General features: G+C 44.0%; 15 protein-coding genes. 1 reads left to right on the top strand and 14 read right to left on the bottom strand.

The features are described from left to right. Nucleotides 1-3 precede the first annotated feature (3 nt). From WKT01_RS09165 to WKT01_RS09175, 3 genes are read right to left on the bottom strand one after another with little or no spacing between them, the layout of a single operon-like run. Complete coding sequence (locus tag WKT01_RS09165) at nucleotides 4-1,944, bottom strand: PTS fructose transporter subunit IIABC (RefSeq protein ID WP_059070420.1); 1,941 nt, start codon at nucleotides 1,942-1,944, stop codon at nucleotides 4-6. 51 nt (nucleotides 1,945-1,995) lie between these two features. Beyond that, the gene (gene pfkB, locus WKT01_RS09170; protein WP_117975001.1) at nucleotides 1,996-2,916 is read right to left on the bottom strand and encodes a 1-phosphofructokinase; all 921 of its coding nucleotides are present in this window, start codon (nucleotides 2,914-2,916) and stop codon (nucleotides 1,996-1,998) included. After that, entirely contained in the window at nucleotides 2,913-3,665 is a 753-nt protein-coding gene (locus WKT01_RS09175; RefSeq protein WP_059069219.1) for a DeoR/GlpR family DNA-binding transcription regulator, read from the bottom strand. The genes pfkB and WKT01_RS09175 overlap by 4 nt, the downstream gene beginning before the upstream one ends. Before the next feature lie 295 nt (nucleotides 3,666-3,960). Between WKT01_RS09175 and WKT01_RS09180 the strand changes: the two genes are divergently transcribed. Continuing rightward, complete coding sequence (locus WKT01_RS09180; protein ID WP_004840409.1) at nucleotides 3,961-4,158, top strand: cold-shock protein; 198 nt, start codon at nucleotides 3,961-3,963, stop codon at nucleotides 4,156-4,158. Between the two features lie 200 nt (nucleotides 4,159-4,358). Here the strand turns inward: WKT01_RS09180 and WKT01_RS09185 are convergent, their stop codons facing one another. From WKT01_RS09185 to WKT01_RS09235, 11 genes are all read right to left on the bottom strand, one after another. Continuing rightward, entirely contained in the window at nucleotides 4,359-4,802 is a 444-nt protein-coding gene (locus tag WKT01_RS09185) for an amino acid-binding protein (RefSeq protein ID WP_059069217.1), read from the bottom strand. 18 nt (nucleotides 4,803-4,820) lie between these two features. After that, complete coding sequence (locus tag WKT01_RS09190) at nucleotides 4,821-6,152, bottom strand: phenylacetate--CoA ligase family protein (protein WP_059069216.1); 1,332 nt, start codon at nucleotides 6,150-6,152, stop codon at nucleotides 4,821-4,823. A gap of 35 nt (nucleotides 6,153-6,187) precedes the next feature. After that, on the bottom strand, nucleotides 6,188-6,610 hold the full coding sequence (locus WKT01_RS09195; protein ID WP_117975002.1) for an ACT domain-containing protein: 423 nt from the start codon (nucleotides 6,608-6,610) through the stop codon (nucleotides 6,188-6,190). 26 nt (nucleotides 6,611-6,636) lie between these two features. Beyond that, entirely contained in the window at nucleotides 6,637-7,206 is a 570-nt protein-coding gene (locus tag WKT01_RS09200; RefSeq protein ID WP_059069212.1) for an indolepyruvate oxidoreductase subunit beta, read from the bottom strand. A 2-nt stretch (nucleotides 7,207-7,208) separates the two neighbouring features. Further along, nucleotides 7,209-8,954, bottom strand: coding sequence for an indolepyruvate ferredoxin oxidoreductase subunit alpha (iorA, locus tag WKT01_RS09205; RefSeq protein WP_340312146.1), 1,746 nt, complete (start codon nucleotides 8,952-8,954; stop codon nucleotides 7,209-7,211). A 1-nt stretch (nucleotide 8,955) separates the two neighbouring features. Then, the gene (locus tag WKT01_RS09210; protein ID WP_117975004.1) at nucleotides 8,956-10,266 is read right to left on the bottom strand and encodes a phenylacetate--CoA ligase family protein; all 1,311 of its coding nucleotides are present in this window, start codon (nucleotides 10,264-10,266) and stop codon (nucleotides 8,956-8,958) included. A gap of 267 nt (nucleotides 10,267-10,533) precedes the next feature. Beyond that, nucleotides 10,534-11,769 carry a serine hydroxymethyltransferase gene (gene glyA / locus WKT01_RS09215; protein WP_340312147.1) on the bottom strand — a complete coding sequence of 412 codons (1,236 nt, stop codon included), beginning with the start codon at nucleotides 11,767-11,769 and terminating at the stop codon, nucleotides 10,534-10,536. A gap of 91 nt (nucleotides 11,770-11,860) precedes the next feature. Further along, nucleotides 11,861-16,351, bottom strand: coding sequence for a PolC-type DNA polymerase III (locus tag WKT01_RS09220; RefSeq protein ID WP_117975005.1), 4,491 nt, complete (start codon nucleotides 16,349-16,351; stop codon nucleotides 11,861-11,863). Then, nucleotides 16,339-17,394: a flavodoxin-dependent (E)-4-hydroxy-3-methylbut-2-enyl-diphosphate synthase gene (ispG, locus tag WKT01_RS09225; protein WP_270396002.1), complete on the bottom strand. Its 1,056-nt coding sequence runs from the start codon at nucleotides 17,392-17,394 to the stop codon at nucleotides 16,339-16,341. The genes WKT01_RS09220 and ispG overlap by 13 nt, the downstream gene beginning before the upstream one ends. Before the next feature lie 92 nt (nucleotides 17,395-17,486). Continuing rightward, on the bottom strand, nucleotides 17,487-17,996 hold the full coding sequence (locus WKT01_RS09230; protein WP_340312149.1) for a hypothetical protein: 510 nt from the start codon (nucleotides 17,994-17,996) through the stop codon (nucleotides 17,487-17,489). Nucleotides 17,997-18,022: 26 nt separating this feature from the next. Next, nucleotides 18,023-18,871, bottom strand: coding sequence for a DUF368 domain-containing protein (locus tag WKT01_RS09235; RefSeq protein ID WP_270396000.1), 849 nt, complete (start codon nucleotides 18,869-18,871; stop codon nucleotides 18,023-18,025). Nucleotides 18,872-18,874 lie beyond the last annotated feature (3 nt).

Raw genomic sequence — 18,874 nt, forward strand, 5'->3', positions numbered from 1 at the left:
GTGCTACTGTTTTTCAATCTGCGTTTTCTTCTCCAGGGGCTTTTTTAACAAAACAATGCCCAGCATGCTAATCAGCGCACCGGCTAAAACAGCCAGGAGAAACATCGGTGCATGATCCATGATCCCGATCACAAATATTCCGCCATGAGGCGCTCTTGAACCACATCCAAACAGCATGGACAGTGCCCCTGCTGCTGCCGCTCCTACAATACTGGGCGGTATGATCCGCAGAGGATCTGAAGCGGCAAAAGGAATCGCTCCTTCTGTAATGAAGGAGAGCCCCATTATATAGTTTGTCACAGTTGTCTGCCGTTCACTTTTTGTAAAACGATTTTTAAAAAATGTTGTTGCTAAGGCAATCCCGATCGGAGGTACCATTCCTCCCGCCATCACCGCTGCCATAATATCAAATTGTCCGCTTGCGATCGAAGCAGTGCCGAATACATAGGCTGCTTTATTAAATGGGCCGCCGAAATCAATGGCCATCATTCCACCCAAAAAGATTCCCAGCAACACCTTGCTCCCCTCTCCCATACTGGCAAGTCCTTGATTCAACCAGGAATTAAATGCTCCAACAGGCGGATTTACAACAAAGATCATGATCGCCCCCATGAGTAGTACTCCAAAAAACGGATATAGAAGAACCGGTTTTGTTCCTTCCAATGCACGAGGAAGTTTTTCCAGTAGTCTTTTGAGAAGAAGCATGAGTACTCCTGCCAGGAAACCGGCGATCAAGGCGCCGAAAAATCCAGAGGAGATCCACTGTTCTTCCGGCACAGTTACGGAAGTTCCTGCTTTGGCAAGCAGCCCGCCTACAATCCCCGGCATTAATGCCGGACGATCTGCAATGGCCATTGCAATGTATCCTGCCAAAATAGGAAACATCATTCCAAAAGATACATTTCCTACCAGATTTAAAAACCTGGCAAGCGCTGTCCCGGTTCCAAATACATCTGTTCCTGCATTTGCACCGTCACAGATATAGGAAAGCGCGATCAGGATACCGCCGCCGATCACAAACGGAAGCATGTGTGATACACCGTTCATCAATGCCTTATATATTTTTCTTCCCAACTTTTCTTCGCCGATTCCACTGCCGGATATATCGTCTTTGCTATTACTGTGATAAACCGCGGCAGTACCGCTTAATGCCTTTTCTATCAGTTCTTTTGGTTTGTGTATGCCATCTGCTACCTTTGTCACGATCAGCGGTCTGCCGTCAAATCTAGCCATTTTCACTTCTTTATCGGCAGCGATAATGATACATTTGCACTGCGCGATTTCTTCTGCAGTCAGAACATTTTTATCCCCTCCGGATCCGTTTGTCTCCACTTTGATACTGCATCCCATCTCTTTTGCAGTATTTTCCAGGCTTTCCGCCGCCATATACGTATGTGCAATACCTGTCGGGCAGGCGGTGACTGCCAGCACATCATACCCTTGCTTTTGTGTTTTTTCCTGCTCCTTTTTCTGTTCTTGTTCTTCCTTTACATTTTCTGCCTCATCTATATATTTTAAAAATTCTTTGACGCTTTTTGCATGTATCAGGTGTTCTTTAAACGTCTCATCCATCAAAAGCATAGAAAGACGGCTTAAAACCTCCAGATGCACATTGTCTTCGGTATCCGCAGCGGCAATCAAAAAGAGCAGCTGAACCGGTTCTCCATCCAGTGAATCATAGTCTGTGCCCTCTTGTATAACCATTGCCGCAAGTCCCGGTTTTTGCACTGCATCCGTCTTCGCATGCGGGATTGCAATCCCTTCTCCGATCCCAGTCGTGCCTTCCGACTCTCTTTTAAAGACGCCCGCTTTGTATGTTTCCTTATCGCGGATATTTCCGCTGGCTGCCATCAGATCTACCATTTTACAGATCACTTCCTCTTTTGAAGCGGCCCTTCCATTTAATTCTATACTGCAAGGTTTTAACAAATCTGTAATTTTCATCATTTTCCCTCTCTCTTTATACGTTCTGAATTGTTCTTCTTCACCAATCTCTTATAATCCATATTCGATCGCCGGTCTCACAAGGTATCTGACGATTTCTTCTTTCGATGCAAGCCAGGACACAAATGCTGTAGCGCTTCCAGCCGCTGTCCCCAGCTCTAACGCCTTCTCGTAATCGCCTGTATTTAAGTATCCCGCAAGAAAGCCTGCCACCATCGAATCTCCGGCGCCCACCGAATTGACCACCGTTCCCTTTGGCGGTCTCATCTTTCTGACCTGTCCGTCTTCCGCCAATAGAAGTGCTCCCTTTTCTGCCATAGAGACAAGTACATTTACTGCGCCCATTTTCTGTAATTTTTGTGCATACATAATAATTTCTTCCTCTGTATACAACGTGGTTCCAAATAGATCGCCCAGTTCATGATTATTTGGCTTAATAAGAAACGGATGATATTTCAGCACTCTTTTCAAAAGCTCACCTGTCGCATCGACTACGACACGAACGCCGGTATATTCCATCCGCTCCATAATCTGCTCATACACATTTTCCGGGAGTGTATCCGGAATACTGCCTGCCAGCACGAGAATATCTCCGGGTTCCAGTTCCTGTAATTTGGCATACAGGCGGATAAGTGCTTCCTTTTCTATGACAGGCCCCTGGCCGTTGATCTCACTTTCTGTATCTGCTTTTATCTTTACATTGATCCGGCTGTTTCCCTCGGGCAGAAGAATAAAATCTGTCTGACAGCCATATGCCCTTAACATATCATCCATCACCTTTCCCGTAAAACCTGCCTTAAAGCCAAGTGCCCTGCTTTCAAGCCCCAAATTAGAAAGAATAACAGACACGTTATTGCCCTTTCCGCCTGGATAGATATTCTCTTTTTTTGTCCGGTTGATCTGTCCTAATTCCATATTATCTATCTGTACAACATAATCCAGAGAGGGATTAAATGTAACTGTATAAATCATTTTTTCTTCACCTCGATCATATTCTTTTCTGTTTTCAATTTTTCATCCAAAATTTCGGTGGTAATAATATATGCATCTTCAAATTTTCCAAACTGTACAGGGGAAATTCTTCCTATCTTAGTTTGATCTGCCAGCACATAGCGCTGACGGCAGCGTTTCATTGCCGCCTCTTTTGTAGCTGCTTCACTTGCATCCGGTGTTGTAAAACCATGTTCTTTATCCACGCCATTTGTCCCGAAAAACCCTTTGGTAAAATTATATTTTTCCAGACTCCTGATCGTTTCCGTTCCTACTGCTGCCTCTGTAGCAGCCTTAAATCTTCCGCCCAGCAGAAATACATTATATCCTTTCTGTGCAAGCTGTTTAGCATTATAGATCCCATTCGTGACATAAACCGCATCCGGCTCATGAATGTATGCCGTCATATGGCTGATACTTGTACCTGCGTCCAAATAAATAAAATCGCTTTTTTCGATCAGCTGCGCCGCATATTGTCCGATCTGATCTTTTTCCTCAGAACTTAAATCCATACGAGACTCCACTGTTGCATCTTTGGTTTCATAATCAAGCCCGATCGCTGTAGCGCCTCCATGTACTTTATTTAAAAGTTTCTTATTATGAAGTGCTGTCAAGTCTCTGCGTATAGTAGATTCTGATGTATCCAATATTTCTTTTAATTCCTGCACTGTTACAGATTTCTTCGTGTTCACTATTTTTAGTATTTCCAAAAATCTTTCTTCCGTTAACATACATCCACCTTCCTTCTGCTTTTATCTTACGCTCCGATTCATTCATTGTCAACCATTTTATTTTATTTTCATTCATATTCAATCGTTTTCAATCATTTTTACTCTCTCTATTTTAAAATTCCCATTTGTAGAAAAAATATTGACCGTCCGTCTTTTCCATGCTTTTGTGGCTTTTGTGGAACCTTTTCTAAATCCGTTGACTTTTATTGTTAAACATGCTAAACTGACACAGTATCGTTTCGAAAAAAAGCGATATAGAACTATATTATTTTCAATTTTTATGGAGGACAACAAAATGACAGGTACAGTAAAATGGTTTAACAACCAAAAAGGCTACGGATTTATTTCCGATTCTGAAGGAAATGATGTATTCGTACATTATTCCGGACTGGTTATGGATGGATTCAAATCCTTAGAAGAAGGCCAGGCTGTTGAATTCGAAGTAACAGAAGGAGCCAAAGGACCTCAGGCAACAAATGTAGTAAAACTTTAATCAGATTTTTTATGTACCTTTTAATATATAAATTAAACTAGATTTAATATTAAAAAGCAATACAGAGAAAAGAGATTAAAAAAGAAGCTGCCGCACTGAAAAATCTGTGCGTACAGCTTCTTTTCACTTTCCAAAGTCGTTTCAGACATACTGCAGGCGGCAGTATCTAAATATGCCGCCCGCGGGTGAAACCAGCTCTATTATTCTTTTATATTAGAGACATATGCCTCAGAAGCCTCCCATACATCAAAACCGCTGCCTTTTAAAATATCTGCCACACGGGCGGGATCATCTGTCTTAAGTACCGCAGACGCATCTGCTCCATTGGCAAAAGCGTACATATACTCAATATTCACTTCCCCTTCTACGATTTGATGCATCGCCTTGCTCAAAGATCCTGTTTCATGCGGCACACGCAAAGCTACCACATCTGTCAGCATTGCCGTGATACCATTCTCTCGCAACACTGCCTTGCCCTTATTCGGATCTGATACAATCATCCTGAGCATACCGTAATCGGATGTATCCGCAAGACTCAGCGCCACAATATTGATCTCATTTCCAGCAAGCACCGACAGCACCTCGTCCAGCCTTCCTTCCCTGTTTTCCAGAAATACTGATAATTGTTGAATCGTGATACCCATTGTCCTTACCTTCCTTTCCTACAGATTCCGGTTGTCGATCACACGCACTGCTTTGCCTTCGCTTCTCTGGATCGTCTTTGGTTCTACCAGCTTGACACGCGCAGACACACCTAGTGCTTGTTTTAATACAGCGCCGATCTTATTGCGCAATGCATCCAATTTACGGATCTCGTCAGAGAACATGCTCTCATCTACTTCTACCATAACTGTCAGTACATCCATATTGTCTTCTCTGTCCACGATCATCATGTAATGCGGCGCTACCGCTCCTCCCATACTCAGAAGCGCGGTTTCTACCTGCGTTGGGAATACATTCACGCCTCTGATGACTTTCATATCATCTGTACGTCCGGTAAACTTCGAAATACGAGGCAGCGTTCTTCCGCATTTGCATGTACTGCGGTCCATACTGGTCAGATCCTTTGTACGGTAACGCAGAAGCGGCATCGCCTCTTTCGCCAGTGTCGTAAATACTAGTTCGCCTGTCTCTCCATCCGCGCATGCCTCCTGGGTCGCCGGATTTAAAACTTCCGGATAGAAATAATCCGCATGTACATGCAGTCCTTCATGGTGGATACAGTCCTGTGCCACCCCGGGACCAGAAATTTCACACATTCCATAAATATCAAAACAATTAATGTGCAGAATGCTTTCGATCTTTTTGCGCATCTCTACAGTCCAAGGTTCTGCTCCATGGATCCCCGCCTTGATCTTCAAACGGTCTACCACTCCGGCTTCCTGCATAGATTCAGCCAGATGAAGCGCATAAGAAGGCGTGCAGGCAAAGGCTGTCGCTCCCAGATCTTCCATACACATCATCTGTCTTTTCGTGTTTCCTGCTGACATAGGGATAGCCATAGCACCCAATGCCTGCGCACCATAATCCAGACCCAATCCTCCTGTAAACAAGCCATATCCATAGCACACATGAATGATATCCTCTGCAGTGAGACCTGCCATTGTAAGACATCTCGCCACACATTCTCCCCATACTTCTACATCTTTTTTTGAATATGGGGCGATTGTAAGCTTTCCTGTCGTTCCTGACGTCCCTTGTACTCGGACGACATCCTGTTTAGGGATCGCCAGAAGGCCGAACGGATAATTGTCTCTTAAATCTTCTTTCGTCGTAAACGGAAGTTTATGTATATCTTCAATGCCTTTAATATCCCCGGGCTCCACTCCCATATCTTTCATCTTTTTATGATAAAAACTTACATTTTGATATGCTCTGCTTACGACGTCTACAAGACGCTCACTTTGCAGATGCGCCATCTCATCTCTGCTCATACACTCGATTTTCGGATTTCGGATTCTTTCTTTCCAATTCTCCAACGATACTGCTGCCATTTTTTCTGCTCCTTATCTGCTGCTATTTTTTCTTTCTATTCTAGTTCGTCCTCTTTCACGATCTGGACATTTGCTGCCTTCAAAACTTCTTCAGCCCGTTCAAAGTCATCTGTGTGAAAGACCATGACCGGTGCTTTACCGGCACGTATAACAAAGGAATAAATATAATTGACATTAATCTTCCCCTCTGCCAGGATCGTAAGCATCTGGTTTAAATTTCCCTTTTCGTCTTTTAATTCTGCCCCGATCACCTCTGTGATCCGAACGACAAATCCTTCCTTTGTCAAATACTCCTTTGCCTCTTTAGGTTTATCTACTACCAGACGCATGATTCCAAACTCTGGTGTGTCAAACGTCGAAATTGCCCGTATATTGATATGTGCATCGACCAGAGCCGACGTCACATTCATCATACTGCCTGGTTGATTTTCTACAAATACGGAAAGCTGCTTGATCATCTTCTCACCTGCCTTTTCTATTTTAGTTATAATGTATAACCTACATCAAATGCTTTTTTATTGATGTCTATCGTCTTGGGAGGAACTGTCTTTTCGATCACTTCGTACCACTGCTCCTTTGTGAAATCCATGTGCTGTGCCGCGACACCAAGCACGATCAGATTAAATACCTTTGGATTTCCCAGTTTTTTCGATTCTTCCGTCGCATTGACTCTATAGACTTTGTACTCTTTCTCCAACTTTTCTATGATTCCCTCCGGATACTCTGCCGCGCCGATCACGACCGGCATAGGATCGATACGCCAGTCATTGACGATCAATACACCATCCTTTTTCAGATAATGTGCATATCTAAGTGCTTCCAGACGTTCAAATGCGATGATCACATCTGCCTGCCCTTCTTCCACGATTGGTTCTGCCACTTTTTCACCATAACGCACAAACGTGACGACACTTCCTCCACGCTGTGCCATTCCGTGTACTTCTGACAGCTTCACATCATATCCTCCTGCAATCGTAAGTCCGCCTAAAATCCGGCTTGTCAGCAATGTTCCCTGTCCTCCGACACCAACAATCATAATATTTTTCGCCGCCATCTTTATTCACCTGCCTTTACCATTTCTATCGCGCCAAATTTACATAAAGATTCACATAAACCACAGCCGGTACACATTGTATCGTCAATACGGATCGTTCCGTCTGGATTCTTTGTCATTGCCGGACATCCCGGTTTCATGCACATACCGCATTTTTTACAGTTATCTTCGTGCGCGATATATAGAGGTTTTTTGGATTTGTCCAAAAGCACGCAAGGCGTCTTTGTAATGATGACAGAGACCTCATCTTTCGCCACTTCTTCTTTGATCGTTTTTTCTAAAAGCGCGATGTCAAACACATTAACTTCCACCACATTTTTAATTCCCATCGCGCGACATAATCCTGCAATATCGATCGCATAAGTGGGCTCTTGCTGCAGTGTCTTTCCGGTAGCCGCATGGTCCTGATGCCCGGTCATCCCTGTCGTAGAATTATCCAGGATCATCACGGTTCCTGTTGCCTTGTTATACACCATATTCATCAAAGAATTGACACCTGTATGCAGGAACGTCGAATCTCCGATCACTGCAACCCAATTTTTAATATATTCTTTTCCTTTTGCTTTCTCCATCCCATGCAGCATGGAAATACTAGAGCCCATGCACATCGTCGTATCAATAACACTAAGAGGAGGCACTGCCCCCAATGTATAACATCCGATATCGCCTGCTGCATGCATTTTCAGCTTCTTCAACACATAAAACGCACTTCTGTGCGGACAGCCCGGACATAGGATAGGTGGGCGTCCCGGTGCCTGCGCCGGTTTTTCCAGATCCAGTTCCTCCTTTAAGATCGCTCTGCGAAGCATATTGGCACTGTACTCTCCCTGCACGGTAAAGATTTCTTTTCCAATTGCTTTAATACCCCAGGATTTTACTTGTTCTTCAATAACTGGATCTAACTCTTCTACTATATATACCGTCTCTACCTTAGACGCGAATTCTTCGATCAACTTGCGCGGAAGTGGATTGACCATTCCAAGTTTTAAAACGGACGCCTGTGGAAGCGCTTCTTTGACATATTGGTATGGGATCCCACTTGTGATCACACCAATCTTCGTATCATTGATCTCCATCTTATTGATCGCAAGCGTATTTGCTGCCTCCGCAAGTTCTAGATTACGCTTTTCAATCTCAATATGGCGCAGCTTGGCATTGCCCGGCATCATCACATTTTTCTGGATCTGTTTCTCATATGGCCTATCCGCAATTTCTTCTCTTTCTTTTAACTCTACAAGCCCCTGCGAGTGTGCGAGTCTCGTTGTTGTACGGAAAATAAACGGCCTGTCATATTTTTCACTTAATGCAAATGCTTCCTTAAAGAAATCTTTTGCTTCTGCACTGTCTGACGGCTCGATCACCGGGATCTGTGCCGCGCGTGCAACCATACGGGTATCCTGCTCATTCTGTGAACTATATAATCCCGGATCATCTGCCACTACTAACACCAGCCCGCCATTTACGCCCATATAAGATACGGAATACAAAGGATCCGCTGCCACGTTCAGACCGACATGTTTCATACACGCCATAGAACGTACGCCGGAAATACTTGCTCCTACTGCCACTTCCACCGCCACTTTCTCATTCGGCGCCCATTCCTCATATACATCTTTCTTATACTGCACCAGATATTCACTGATTTCTGTACTCGGTGTCCCCGGATACGCAGAAGAGACTTTCACGCCTACCTCATATGCGCCCCGTGCAATTGCCTCATTGCCGAGCATAATTACTTTTTCTCCCATTTTACAGTCCATCCTTTCGTAAATCTGTTACTCTTTTTGCTTTTCCTTCAAATCTCTGCAGAGAGTTTGGTGCGACCAGACGTATCTGTGTCGCAAGACCAAGCTGTGATTTCAAAGCTGATTTTATCCTCTGTTCCAGAGCACTTAGCTTTCCATAGCTATCGAGCAGTCTGTCATCTACTAACTCTACCGTGATCGTCATAACATCCAGCCGATTCTTTCTCTCCACTAAAATCTCATAATGAGGTCCGATTTCTTCTATTTTAAATAATACTTCCTCAATCTGCCCAGGAAATACATTTACCCCTCGAATGACAAGCATATCGTCCGCCCGTCCAGACAGATTTGCCATTCTTACTGTCGTTCTTCCACATTTACACGGCTCATACATAAGCCGTGTCAGATCGCCCGTACGGTATCTGACGAGAGGAAGCGCCTCTTTACCCAGACAGGTGATCACCAATTCTCCCGTCTCACCCGGTGCAAGCACTTCTTCTGTCTCCGGATCGATGATTTCTGGAATAAACCAATCTTCGTTGATGTGCATCCCGCACAGTTCGGTACATTCTCCTGACACGCCGGGACCACACAGTTCACTCATTCCATAGTTCTGTGTACAGATAAACTGGCTTCCCCAGACTTTGCGCATTTCTTCTCTCATCGGTTCCGTCATTCCCTCGCCGCCGAACAGCCCTATGTGGATCTTCAGATCCTTAGATGGATCGATCCCACGTTCCCGCAGCACCTCTCCTAAATGCAGTGCATAGGAAGGCGTTGCCACAAGCAGCGTCACACCCATATCCTGCAGGAACATAATCTGTTTGTTTGTATTACCTGATGACATCGGAATAACAGAAGCGCCGATTTTTTCCAGACCTCCATGCAGTCCCAAAGCGCCTGTAAACGTTCCGTATCCAAACGAGATCTGTGCCACATCATCCGCTGTCGCACCTCCCATACAGGCAATACGTGCCACATTATTCAGCCAAACATCTAGATCCTTCTGCGTATATCCTACGACCGTAGGCTTCCCAGTCGTGCCTGAACTTGCATGATAACGGACAATCTCTTTTTTATCTACCGCAAATAATCCATCCGGATAATTGTCCCGAAAATCCGCTTTATATGTAAATGGGAGTTTTTTCAAGTCTTCCAAAGAAATGATATCCTTTGGCTTCACCTGTGCCTCATCCATTTTCTTCCTATAAGGTCTGACACGGTCATAAATATATTGAACCGTATCCTTTAGTTTCTTAAGCTGGATGTCTTCAATTTCATTTCTTGGCAGAGTTTCTTCCTTTGCCCATATCATTTTCCTTTTCCTCCTTTAGCCTTTAAACATTGTCTTTTTCCAGTATAGCACAATACTTTGTCGAATTAAAGTATCAAAGGGCAATTATTCGAAAAAATGACTGCACGATAAGTTTATATTCAAAACGTAAAAAAATCGACTTCACGCTGCTGACTTCCAAACAGAAGTATGTATTTCCTTCCGATTGGAGATATATAACAGCATGAAGTCGTCTTTTCTTCTGAAATCTAATTGCGGAGTCTGCCTTCTGGCAATGAAATGAACCTTCTAACAAAGAGGATATTTTTCTGTCAGTTCTGCTACCATTGCCCTGGCCTTTTCTACATTTTCTTCACTTTCGATGACCATAGCAATGATCTCTGCCACTTTATCCATATCTTCTTCTTTCAATCCACGGGTCGTCACCGCCGATGTTCCCAATCTTACTCCGCTGGTCACAAACGGTGAACGTGGATCGTTTGGAATGGTATTTTTGTTGCATGTTACATGAGCATCATCCAGGCGTTTTTCCAGTTCTTTTCCACTGACTTCTTTACCCGTCAGGTCTACCAGCATCAGATGATTGTCAGTTCCGCCAGAAACAATCTTAACGCCGCGCTTCATCAATCCTTCGCAGAGTGCTTTCGCATTCTTGATCACCTGCTCCTGATACACTTTGAATTCCGGTTCCAGAGCTTCTTTAAAGCAGACTGCCTTTGCCGCGATCACATGCATCAGCGGACCGCCCTGGATCCCCGGAAATACCGCTTTATTAAAGTTAAACTTCTCATTAACTTCATTACTGGAAAGGATCATGCCTCCACGCGGACCTCGTAACGTCTTATGCGTCGTCGTTGTTGTCACATGGGCATAAGGGATTGGACTTGGATGGAGTCCCGCTGCCACAAGACCTGCGATATGCGCCATATCTACCATCAGATATGCGCCGACCTCATCTGCAATCTCCCGAAATCTTTTAAAATCAATGGTCCTTGCATATGCACTGGCTCCTGCAATGATCAATTTGGGTTTACATTCTCTAGCGATTTTAAGAACATTATCATAATCGATCACCCCATCTTCATTGACACCATAAGGCGTGATCTTGAAATATTTTCCTGACATATTGACCGGTGAACCGTGTGTCAGATGACCGCCGTGATCTAGGTTCATTCCCATCACAGTATCCCCGGGCGTCAGCATCGCAAACATAACTGCCATATTTGCCTGCGCGCCAGAATGGGGCTGCACGTTTACATACTCGCAGCCAAACAGCTTTTTTGCCCTTTCTCTAGCGAGATTCTCTGCCACATCCACACACTGACAGCCACCGTAATATCTTTTCCCCGGATATCCTTCTGCATATTTATTTGTCAGAGGGCTTCCCATCGCCGCCATGACTGCCTTGCTCACCCAATTTTCAGAGGCGATCAGCTCAATATGGGAATTCTGTCTTTTCATTTCTTCTTCGATCGCCTCTGCAATTTCGGCATCCGCCTTCTTGATTTCTTCGAAATCGTACATTGTCTTTTCCTCCATCTGTCCTATTTTTCCATACATTGGCATTATTATAGCATAGGTCTTGCTTTTCTGTACAGGCTCACCTTTGACCTTTTTAAAAATCAAACAGGGAAAGCTGGTTGCTCTGCGGCAGATCACCAAAGAGTCCCAGATCCGCCATCAGATCAATGACTGTCTTGCTGACCTTTGTCCTTGCCCTGAAATCATCCAAGGACAGATAGGGTCCGTCTTTCGCTGCTTCCTCCACCGCTTCTGCCGCCTTTTCTCCCATTCCTTCAATACTGGATAAAGAAGGCATAAGTTTTCCGTCTATGATCTGGAATTTCGTTGCTTTTGCTTTATAAATATCGATTGGAACGAATTCAAAGCCTCTTGCATACATTTCCTGTACGATCTTCATATCCTTTAATACATCCTGCTCTTTTTTACTTAACGAATCACTTCTTCGTTTATAATCCCTCATATAATAGTTCAATTTTTCTTTTCCCTGACACATGATCTCATAAGAAAACGCATCTGCACGAATTCCAAAATAGGCGCCATAATACGCCAGTGGATAGTTGATCTTACAATAGGCAATGCGGTATGCCATCATGACATATGCCGCCGCGTGCGCTTTTGGGAACATATAACTGATCTTTTTACAGGACCATATATACCAGTCTGGAACATTCTTTTCCTTCATCGCTGTTTCCCATTCCGGCTTTAATCCCTTTCCTTTACGCACACTCTCCATGATCGTAAAAGCTAGGGCACTTTCTACCCCTTGATTGATCAGATAGATCATAATATCATCTCTTGTACAAATTGCCGTAGAAATCGTCGCTTTTCCGGATTTCACCAGTTCCTGGGCATTTCCAAGCCATACGTTCGTTCCGTGAGACAATCCGGAAATACGGATCAGATCGGACAGGGTCTGTGGTTTCGTATCCTGCACCATCTGGATAACAAAATCTGTTCCAAATTCAGGTATCCCCAAACACCCCAGTTTGCAGCCGTCTATATCCTCCGGTTTAATCCCCAGGGCACTTGTATTATGGAACAAGGAAATCACTTGTTCATCATCCAGCGGAATCTCTGTCGCAATAAACGGATGTTCTGTATTATACTCATTTTCCAACGCATCGGACGTAATATAATCTTCCAATGTACGGATCATCGTCGGATCATCATGTCCAAGGATATCCAACTTCAAAAGGTTATGGTCAATAGAATGATAATCAAAATGTGTCGTGACGATATCTGTCTCCATATCATTTGCCGGATGCTGCACAGGAGTAAATTCATTGATATTGTGTCCGTGCGGCAGTACGACTATCCCTCCGGGATGCTGTCCGGTGCTGCGCCGGATCCCGGTACATCCCTGTGTGATCCTGTCAATTTCACACTTCCGTTTTCTCTGCCCCTTTTCCTCATAATAATTTTTCACAAAGCCATAGGCTGTCTTATCCGCTAAAGTTCCTATCGTTCCAGCCTTAAACGTGTGACCGGTTCCAAAAAGAACTTCCGTATATTTATGCGCCTTTGCCTGATAATCCCCGGAAAAGTTCAAATCAATATCCGGCTCCTTATCGCCCTTAAAACCAAGAAAAGTCTCAAAAGGGATATCAAATCCTGCTTTCACAAGAGGCGCGCCGCAGTTTGGACATCGTTTATCCGGCATGTCAAAGCCGCAACCTCCTGCGTAGCTTCTCACTTCCTCTGACTCAAAATCACTGTAATGACATTTTGGGCAGTAATAGTGAGGGCTTAAAGGATTGACCTCTGTGATGCCCGCCATCGTCGCTACAAAAGAGGATCCAACAGACCCTCGGGAGCCGACCAGATACCCATCTTCGTTCGATTTCCACACCAGTTTCTGCGCAATGATATACATCACGGCATACCCATTTGATATGATGGAATTTAATTCCTTTTCCAATCGGGTGGAAACCTGCACAGGCAATTCTTCTCCATACATCTCATGTGCCTTTTGATAGCAGATCTCCCTTAATTCCTGATCTGAATTCTCGATCACCGGCGGGCATTTGTTAGGATTCACCGGCGAGATCTTTTCCACCATATCTGCAATTTTATTGGGATTATCGATCACAATCTCTCTTGCTTTTGCAGCCCCCAGATACGCAAATTCCTCCAGCATCTCTTCTGTCGTGCGCAGATACAAAGGCGGCTGAGCATCTGCATCATCAAAGCCTTTCCCTGCCATGATGATCCGACGATACACTTCATCCTCCGGATCGAGGAAATGAACGTCACAGGTGGCTACGACCGGCTTTTTGAACTTTTCACCAAGCTGCACGATTTCTCGATTGATCTCCATTAAATCTTCGTCTGCATTGATATCCGGCAGACGGCTGCTCTCGATCATGAATCGATTGTTCCCCAGAGGCTGTATTTCATAGTAATCATAGAAATCCGCAAGCCTTGCTATAAATTCTGTTGATTTTTTATGCAGCAATGCCTGGTACAACTCTCCTGCCTCACAGGCACTTCCTATGATCAGTCCTTCCCGGTGCTTATTCAGCAGACTTTTGGGAATCCGCGGACGACGCGCATAATATGTAAGATGAGACTGCGTGATCAGTTGGTAAAGATTATATCTTCCAATATCATTTTTTGCCAGGATAATGATATGGTATGTAGGTAATTTCCGGATCGCGTTTGGATTCATATCTCCAAACCGATTTATTTCCTTTAAGGTTGTGATATTCTCTTTTTTCAGCATTTCGACAAACTTTACAAATATTTCTGCCGTCGCCTCTGCGTCGTCTACTGCCCGGTGATGATTTTCCAAAGAAATATTCAGCGCCTTTGCCACTACATTGAGCTTATATTTGGACAATGTAGGCAGAAGTACGCGTGCTAATGCCACCGTATCTACATAGGTAAAATGCGGTTCTATATCCTGATAGCGGCAGTTCTGCTCGATAAATCCCACATCAAATCCCGCGTTATGTGCCACTAAAATACCGTCTCCTACAAACGCTAAAAATTCTGGAAGTACTGTCTCAATAGCAGGGGAATCCATGACCATCTCATCTGTGATACTGGTAAGCTGCGTGATCTCAAAAGGAATCGGCCGTTTAGGGTTGACAAATGTGCTAAAAGAATCTACGATTTCTCCATTTATCACTTTCACAGCGCCAATCTCTATGATCTTATCTTTAATAGCGCTGAATCCCGTCGTCTCCAGATCAAAAACAATATATGTATCATCCAGCGTCTGTTTCCCCGCTCCCACTGCAATCTCCGTCAGGTCATCTACGACATAGCCTTCCACACCATAAATAATCTTAAATGGATCTGCCTTATCTAGCGTCTCTATATAATGGTTCGCATCCGGAAATGCCTGCGCCACCCCATGGTCTGTGATTGCGATGGCCGGATGTCCCCAGTCATGCGCACGCTTCACGATATCTTTTACTTCCGAGACTCCATCCATATCGCTCATCTTTGTATGACAGTGGAGCTCCACCCTCTTGTGCATGCTCAGATCTTTTCTGGAGACTGTAAAATCCCCGATCTTCTTAATCCCAGTTACGGAACCGATCGTCAATTCTCCATCAAACTTATCGATCGTGGTTACACCTTTTATTTTAATAAAAGCGCCCTTTTTTAGTTCTCCCAGAAGATCTGGGAGTTGTTCATTCCTCGCAAACATTTTTACCGTGATCGTATCTGTAAAATCTGTCACGGAAAACATGATGATCGTCTTTTCATTGCGTATCTCCCGGGTATCAAAGCTGATGATCTTCCCATGAACTGTGATTTCTCCCATCTCTGTGATGACCTGTTCCAAAGGAATCGGTTCATCTTCAAAATTTCTTCCATAGAGCAGATTGGGATCGTCTCCCTGTTTTAACGGACGGTAAAATTCTTTCTTCTTAAATTCTTTTTTCCCGGCTGCCTTTCCTCTTTTTTCGGATGAAGGACTTTCTTTTGAGGATACCATTTTCTTTTCTACCGTTTTAGGGTCTTCTTCCCTATGCTCAGCAGTGCGCCGTCTAAATATTTCATTGATCTCCAGCTGAAGACGTTCTTCATCTTCCTCCCTGCTGCTGTGCTTAGACGCCTTTTTATAAGAAATGCGCACTTCCGCACCTATCTGGAAACGTTTGTTTAAAACCGTATCCAGGTATTCTGCAATAGACTCTTTTCGGCCTTTTGACACGATCGTGTCCAACAGCTCCAGATAAACTGTCCTGCCTTCAAAATGCAGTTCTGCCTGCTCGTACATATTTGCCGCCAGTACACTGTCTTCACGCAGTTCCTCGATAATACTGTCCCGGTATTCCAAAAGTAACGCTTCTGCAGAATACTGCCCGGAAAGTATATATTTTTCTTCTATACGGATTATGATCTGTACAGTTCCAAACAGCTGTTCCTTAATCTTTTGTTCCATTCTCCGGATTTCTTTTTTTTGTATAAGATGTGTACTGAGTATATGCACATGAAGGAAATCCCGTTTTGTATTTGTCGTGATCTTTTTCACTTCTACATCCCGGAACAAAGCCTGCAGATCTTCCTCTGTTTTCAGTGTAGGAAATACGTCAAAAAATTTTTTCTCACTGCTTACTCTTTCCAATTCAACAACTCCTGACGAAGGACCGAAAGGAGATCTTCTTCCTTTACCTTCTTGATAATCTTGCCCTTTTTGATCAGCAGACCTTCTCCTATGCCGCCTGCAATGCCGATATCCGCTTCTTTTGCTTCACCTGGTCCATTCACCACACATCCCATAACAGCGACTTTAATATCCAAAGGAATGTCTGCCACCATTTTTTCTACTTGATTCGCCAATTGGATCAGATCGATCTTTGTTCTTCCACATGTCGGGCAGGATACAACTTCAATGCCTCCCTTTCTAAGTCCCAATGTCTTTAGGATCTGTTTCGCTGTCTTGATTTCCTCCACCGGATCTCCTGTCAGCGACACACGGATCGTATTCCCAATCCCTTCATAGAGAATGACCCCCAGACCTACGGAAGATTTGATATTTCCGGCATATACTGTCCCCGCCTCCGTGATTCCTACATGCAGAGGATATGGACACATTTCAGAAATAAGTTCATGCGCCTTTATACACATCAGCACATCTGAAGATTTGATGCTTACTACGAGATTGTCATATCCCATATTTTCGATCATGTGTACTTTATCCAGAGCACTTTCTACGAGTCCTTCCGCTGTCACGCCTCCATTTTTCTCCAGTATATGCTTTTCTAAAGATCCACTGTTGACCCCTATGCGGATAGGTACCTCTCTTTCCTTTGCCGCCTCTACCACCATACGTACTTTTTCTTCACTTCCGATGTTTCCCGGATTAATGCGTATCTTATCGACACCATTTTTAATAGCCGCAACAGCAAGCCGGTAATCAAAATGTATATCTGCCACAAGCGGAATATGTATTTGTTTTTTTATCTCCCTCAGCGCCTCTGCCGCTTCTGGCGTCGGAACCGCACAGCGAACGATTTCACATCCTGCCGCCTCCAGCCTGAGGATCTGGTCTATCGTCCCTTTTACATCTTCTGTCTTTGTATTTGTCATAGACTGTATCGCAACAGGCTGCTCTCCTCCGATACAAACCTTCCCTATCCTGATCTCTTTTGTCTTATTTCTTAACATTTTTCTTCCTCCCAAAACCTGCGCCGCATAAGAAACATATGGGAGTGATGGCCCTTGCCACCCCTCCCATATATACTGCCGCTTTTCAGGCGCTATTTTCTTTCAAATATCATCTGCTCACCATACTCCCGATCTGTCAATGTCAACGTCTCCTGCTCAATACTGTAATCATACAAGGTATCTAATACAGCAGATACATCTTTTGCTTTTGCGCCGCCTGCTCCATCATCTGCACTCTCTTTTTCATAGAGGGTAAGCACTTTTTCTTCTTTGTCGATCTGGTACTCGGCATGCATTTTCACAGACTGTTCTTCTTCATCCTTCCATGAAAATTCGATCGTCTTGTCTCCGCCTACCGACATCGTAAGATCACTGTCTGCACAGTACCATTTCCCTTCTAGTGGATTCGCTGTAAAAAGCTTTATGATAAAAAAGGCAGCGATAATAATGATCAGTACTGTAGAGACTGACATTACGGTCTTCCAGATGCTGTTTCTTTTTCCTTCATCATTTCCAAAAATCATCTGCCACCGTCCTTTCTTTTCCTCTGTTTCATTATACGGATTTTCTATGACGGTGTCAACGACGCATCTCTTTTTCATCGACTCTGCTTACAAACACCATCCGTTTACTCTCCGCCTAATTTAGAAGCCACAAACCATCCTGCTATAAAGGTCACAATTCCTATCCCCACCACAAGCACAGACCCGCCGGACCAGTCTGTTTTCAATAAAATCGCGATCGGTGAGGCTATGATCAGTCCTAGTATTCCATAGTAAGCATGTATTTCTGCTTTGCGGAAAATAAATTCTATTAATTTTGCGATCAGGAAAATCCCCAATACCACTCCAATGCCAAATGGGATCAATACTCCGCAGGCAGTCAATATCTGCCCCATATCAAAAGAGACGAGAGCGTCTATGAAACGATTGATCGTTCGGATGATCGTATCATAATATCCCAATAACATAAGCATCATGGAACCGCTCACTCCGGGAACAACCATCGTAGCGGCTGCAATGATGCCGACAAACAGAAGTTTGATCACATTGATAACTCCAAATGTAACATCTGCGCTTTTACCTCCTGTCTCTCCTAACAGTGCCATCAAAATCACGACCGCAAAAAAAACAATAAATGCGGCAATCTTCCCGCCCGAAGTCTTATGTCCCTGGACTTTCTTGAAAATAAAAGGCAGACTTCCCGCTATCAGACCGCAGAATGCAAAATTTGTCGGGATTGGATACTCCCGGAGCAAAAATTCAAACAGCCTAGATAATGCAACAATTGCTATACCGGCCCCTAAAAATATGGGAATCAGCAATTTCATGCTATTTTTAAAATCACTTTTTAAATGTGTAATTGAATGGATCAGCTTATCATAGAGACCCATAGCGACCATCATCGTTCCGCCGCTTACCCCGGGGATAATATTGGCGATGCCTACTACCATTCCTTGTAATATCTTTTTCAGCATTTT

It is taken from the genome of Mediterraneibacter sp. ICN-202921, from assembly GCF_037890075.1.
GTDB classification, from domain to species: domain Bacteria; phylum Bacillota; class Clostridia; order Lachnospirales; family Lachnospiraceae; genus Mediterraneibacter; species Mediterraneibacter massiliensis.

Excerpts from the sequence above, each read along its gene's own strand:
- iorA (WP_340312146.1), bottom strand. The coding sequence starts at position 8,954 with ATGGGAGAAAAAGTAATTATGCTCGGCAATGAGGCAATTGCACGGGGC.
- WKT01_RS09175 (WP_059069219.1), bottom strand. The coding sequence starts at position 3,665 with ATGTTAACGGAAGAAAGATTTTTGGAAATACTAAAAATAGTGAACACG.
- WKT01_RS09165 (WP_059070420.1), bottom strand. The coding sequence starts at position 1,944 with ATGAAAATTACAGATTTGTTAAAACCTTGCAGTATAGAATTAAATGGA.
- pfkB (WP_117975001.1), bottom strand. The coding sequence starts at position 2,916 with ATGATTTATACAGTTACATTTAATCCCTCTCTGGATTATGTTGTACAG.
- WKT01_RS09230 (WP_340312149.1), bottom strand. The coding sequence starts at position 17,996 with ATGAAAAAGAGATGCGTCGTTGACACCGTCATAGAAAATCCGTATAAT.
- glyA (WP_340312147.1), bottom strand. The coding sequence starts at position 11,769 with ATGTACGATTTCGAAGAAATCAAGAAGGCGGATGCCGAAATTGCAGAG.
- WKT01_RS09200 (WP_059069212.1), bottom strand. The coding sequence starts at position 7,206 with ATGGCGGCGAAAAATATTATGATTGTTGGTGTCGGAGGACAGGGAACA.
- WKT01_RS09210 (WP_117975004.1), bottom strand. The coding sequence starts at position 10,266 with ATGATATGGGCAAAGGAAGAAACTCTGCCAAGAAATGAAATTGAAGAC.
- WKT01_RS09180 (WP_004840409.1), top strand. The coding sequence starts at position 3,961 with ATGACAGGTACAGTAAAATGGTTTAACAACCAAAAAGGCTACGGATTT.
- ispG (WP_270396002.1), bottom strand. The coding sequence starts at position 17,394 with ATGTTAAGAAATAAGACAAAAGAGATCAGGATAGGGAAGGTTTGTATC.
- WKT01_RS09235 (WP_270396000.1), bottom strand. The coding sequence starts at position 18,871 with ATGCTGAAAAAGATATTACAAGGAATGGTAGTAGGCATCGCCAATATT.
- WKT01_RS09190 (WP_059069216.1), bottom strand. The coding sequence starts at position 6,152 with ATGGCAGCAGTATCGTTGGAGAATTGGAAAGAAAGAATCCGAAATCCG.
- WKT01_RS09185 (WP_059069217.1), bottom strand. The coding sequence starts at position 4,802 with ATGGGTATCACGATTCAACAATTATCAGTATTTCTGGAAAACAGGGAA.
- WKT01_RS09195 (WP_117975002.1), bottom strand. The coding sequence starts at position 6,610 with ATGATCAAGCAGCTTTCCGTATTTGTAGAAAATCAACCAGGCAGTATG.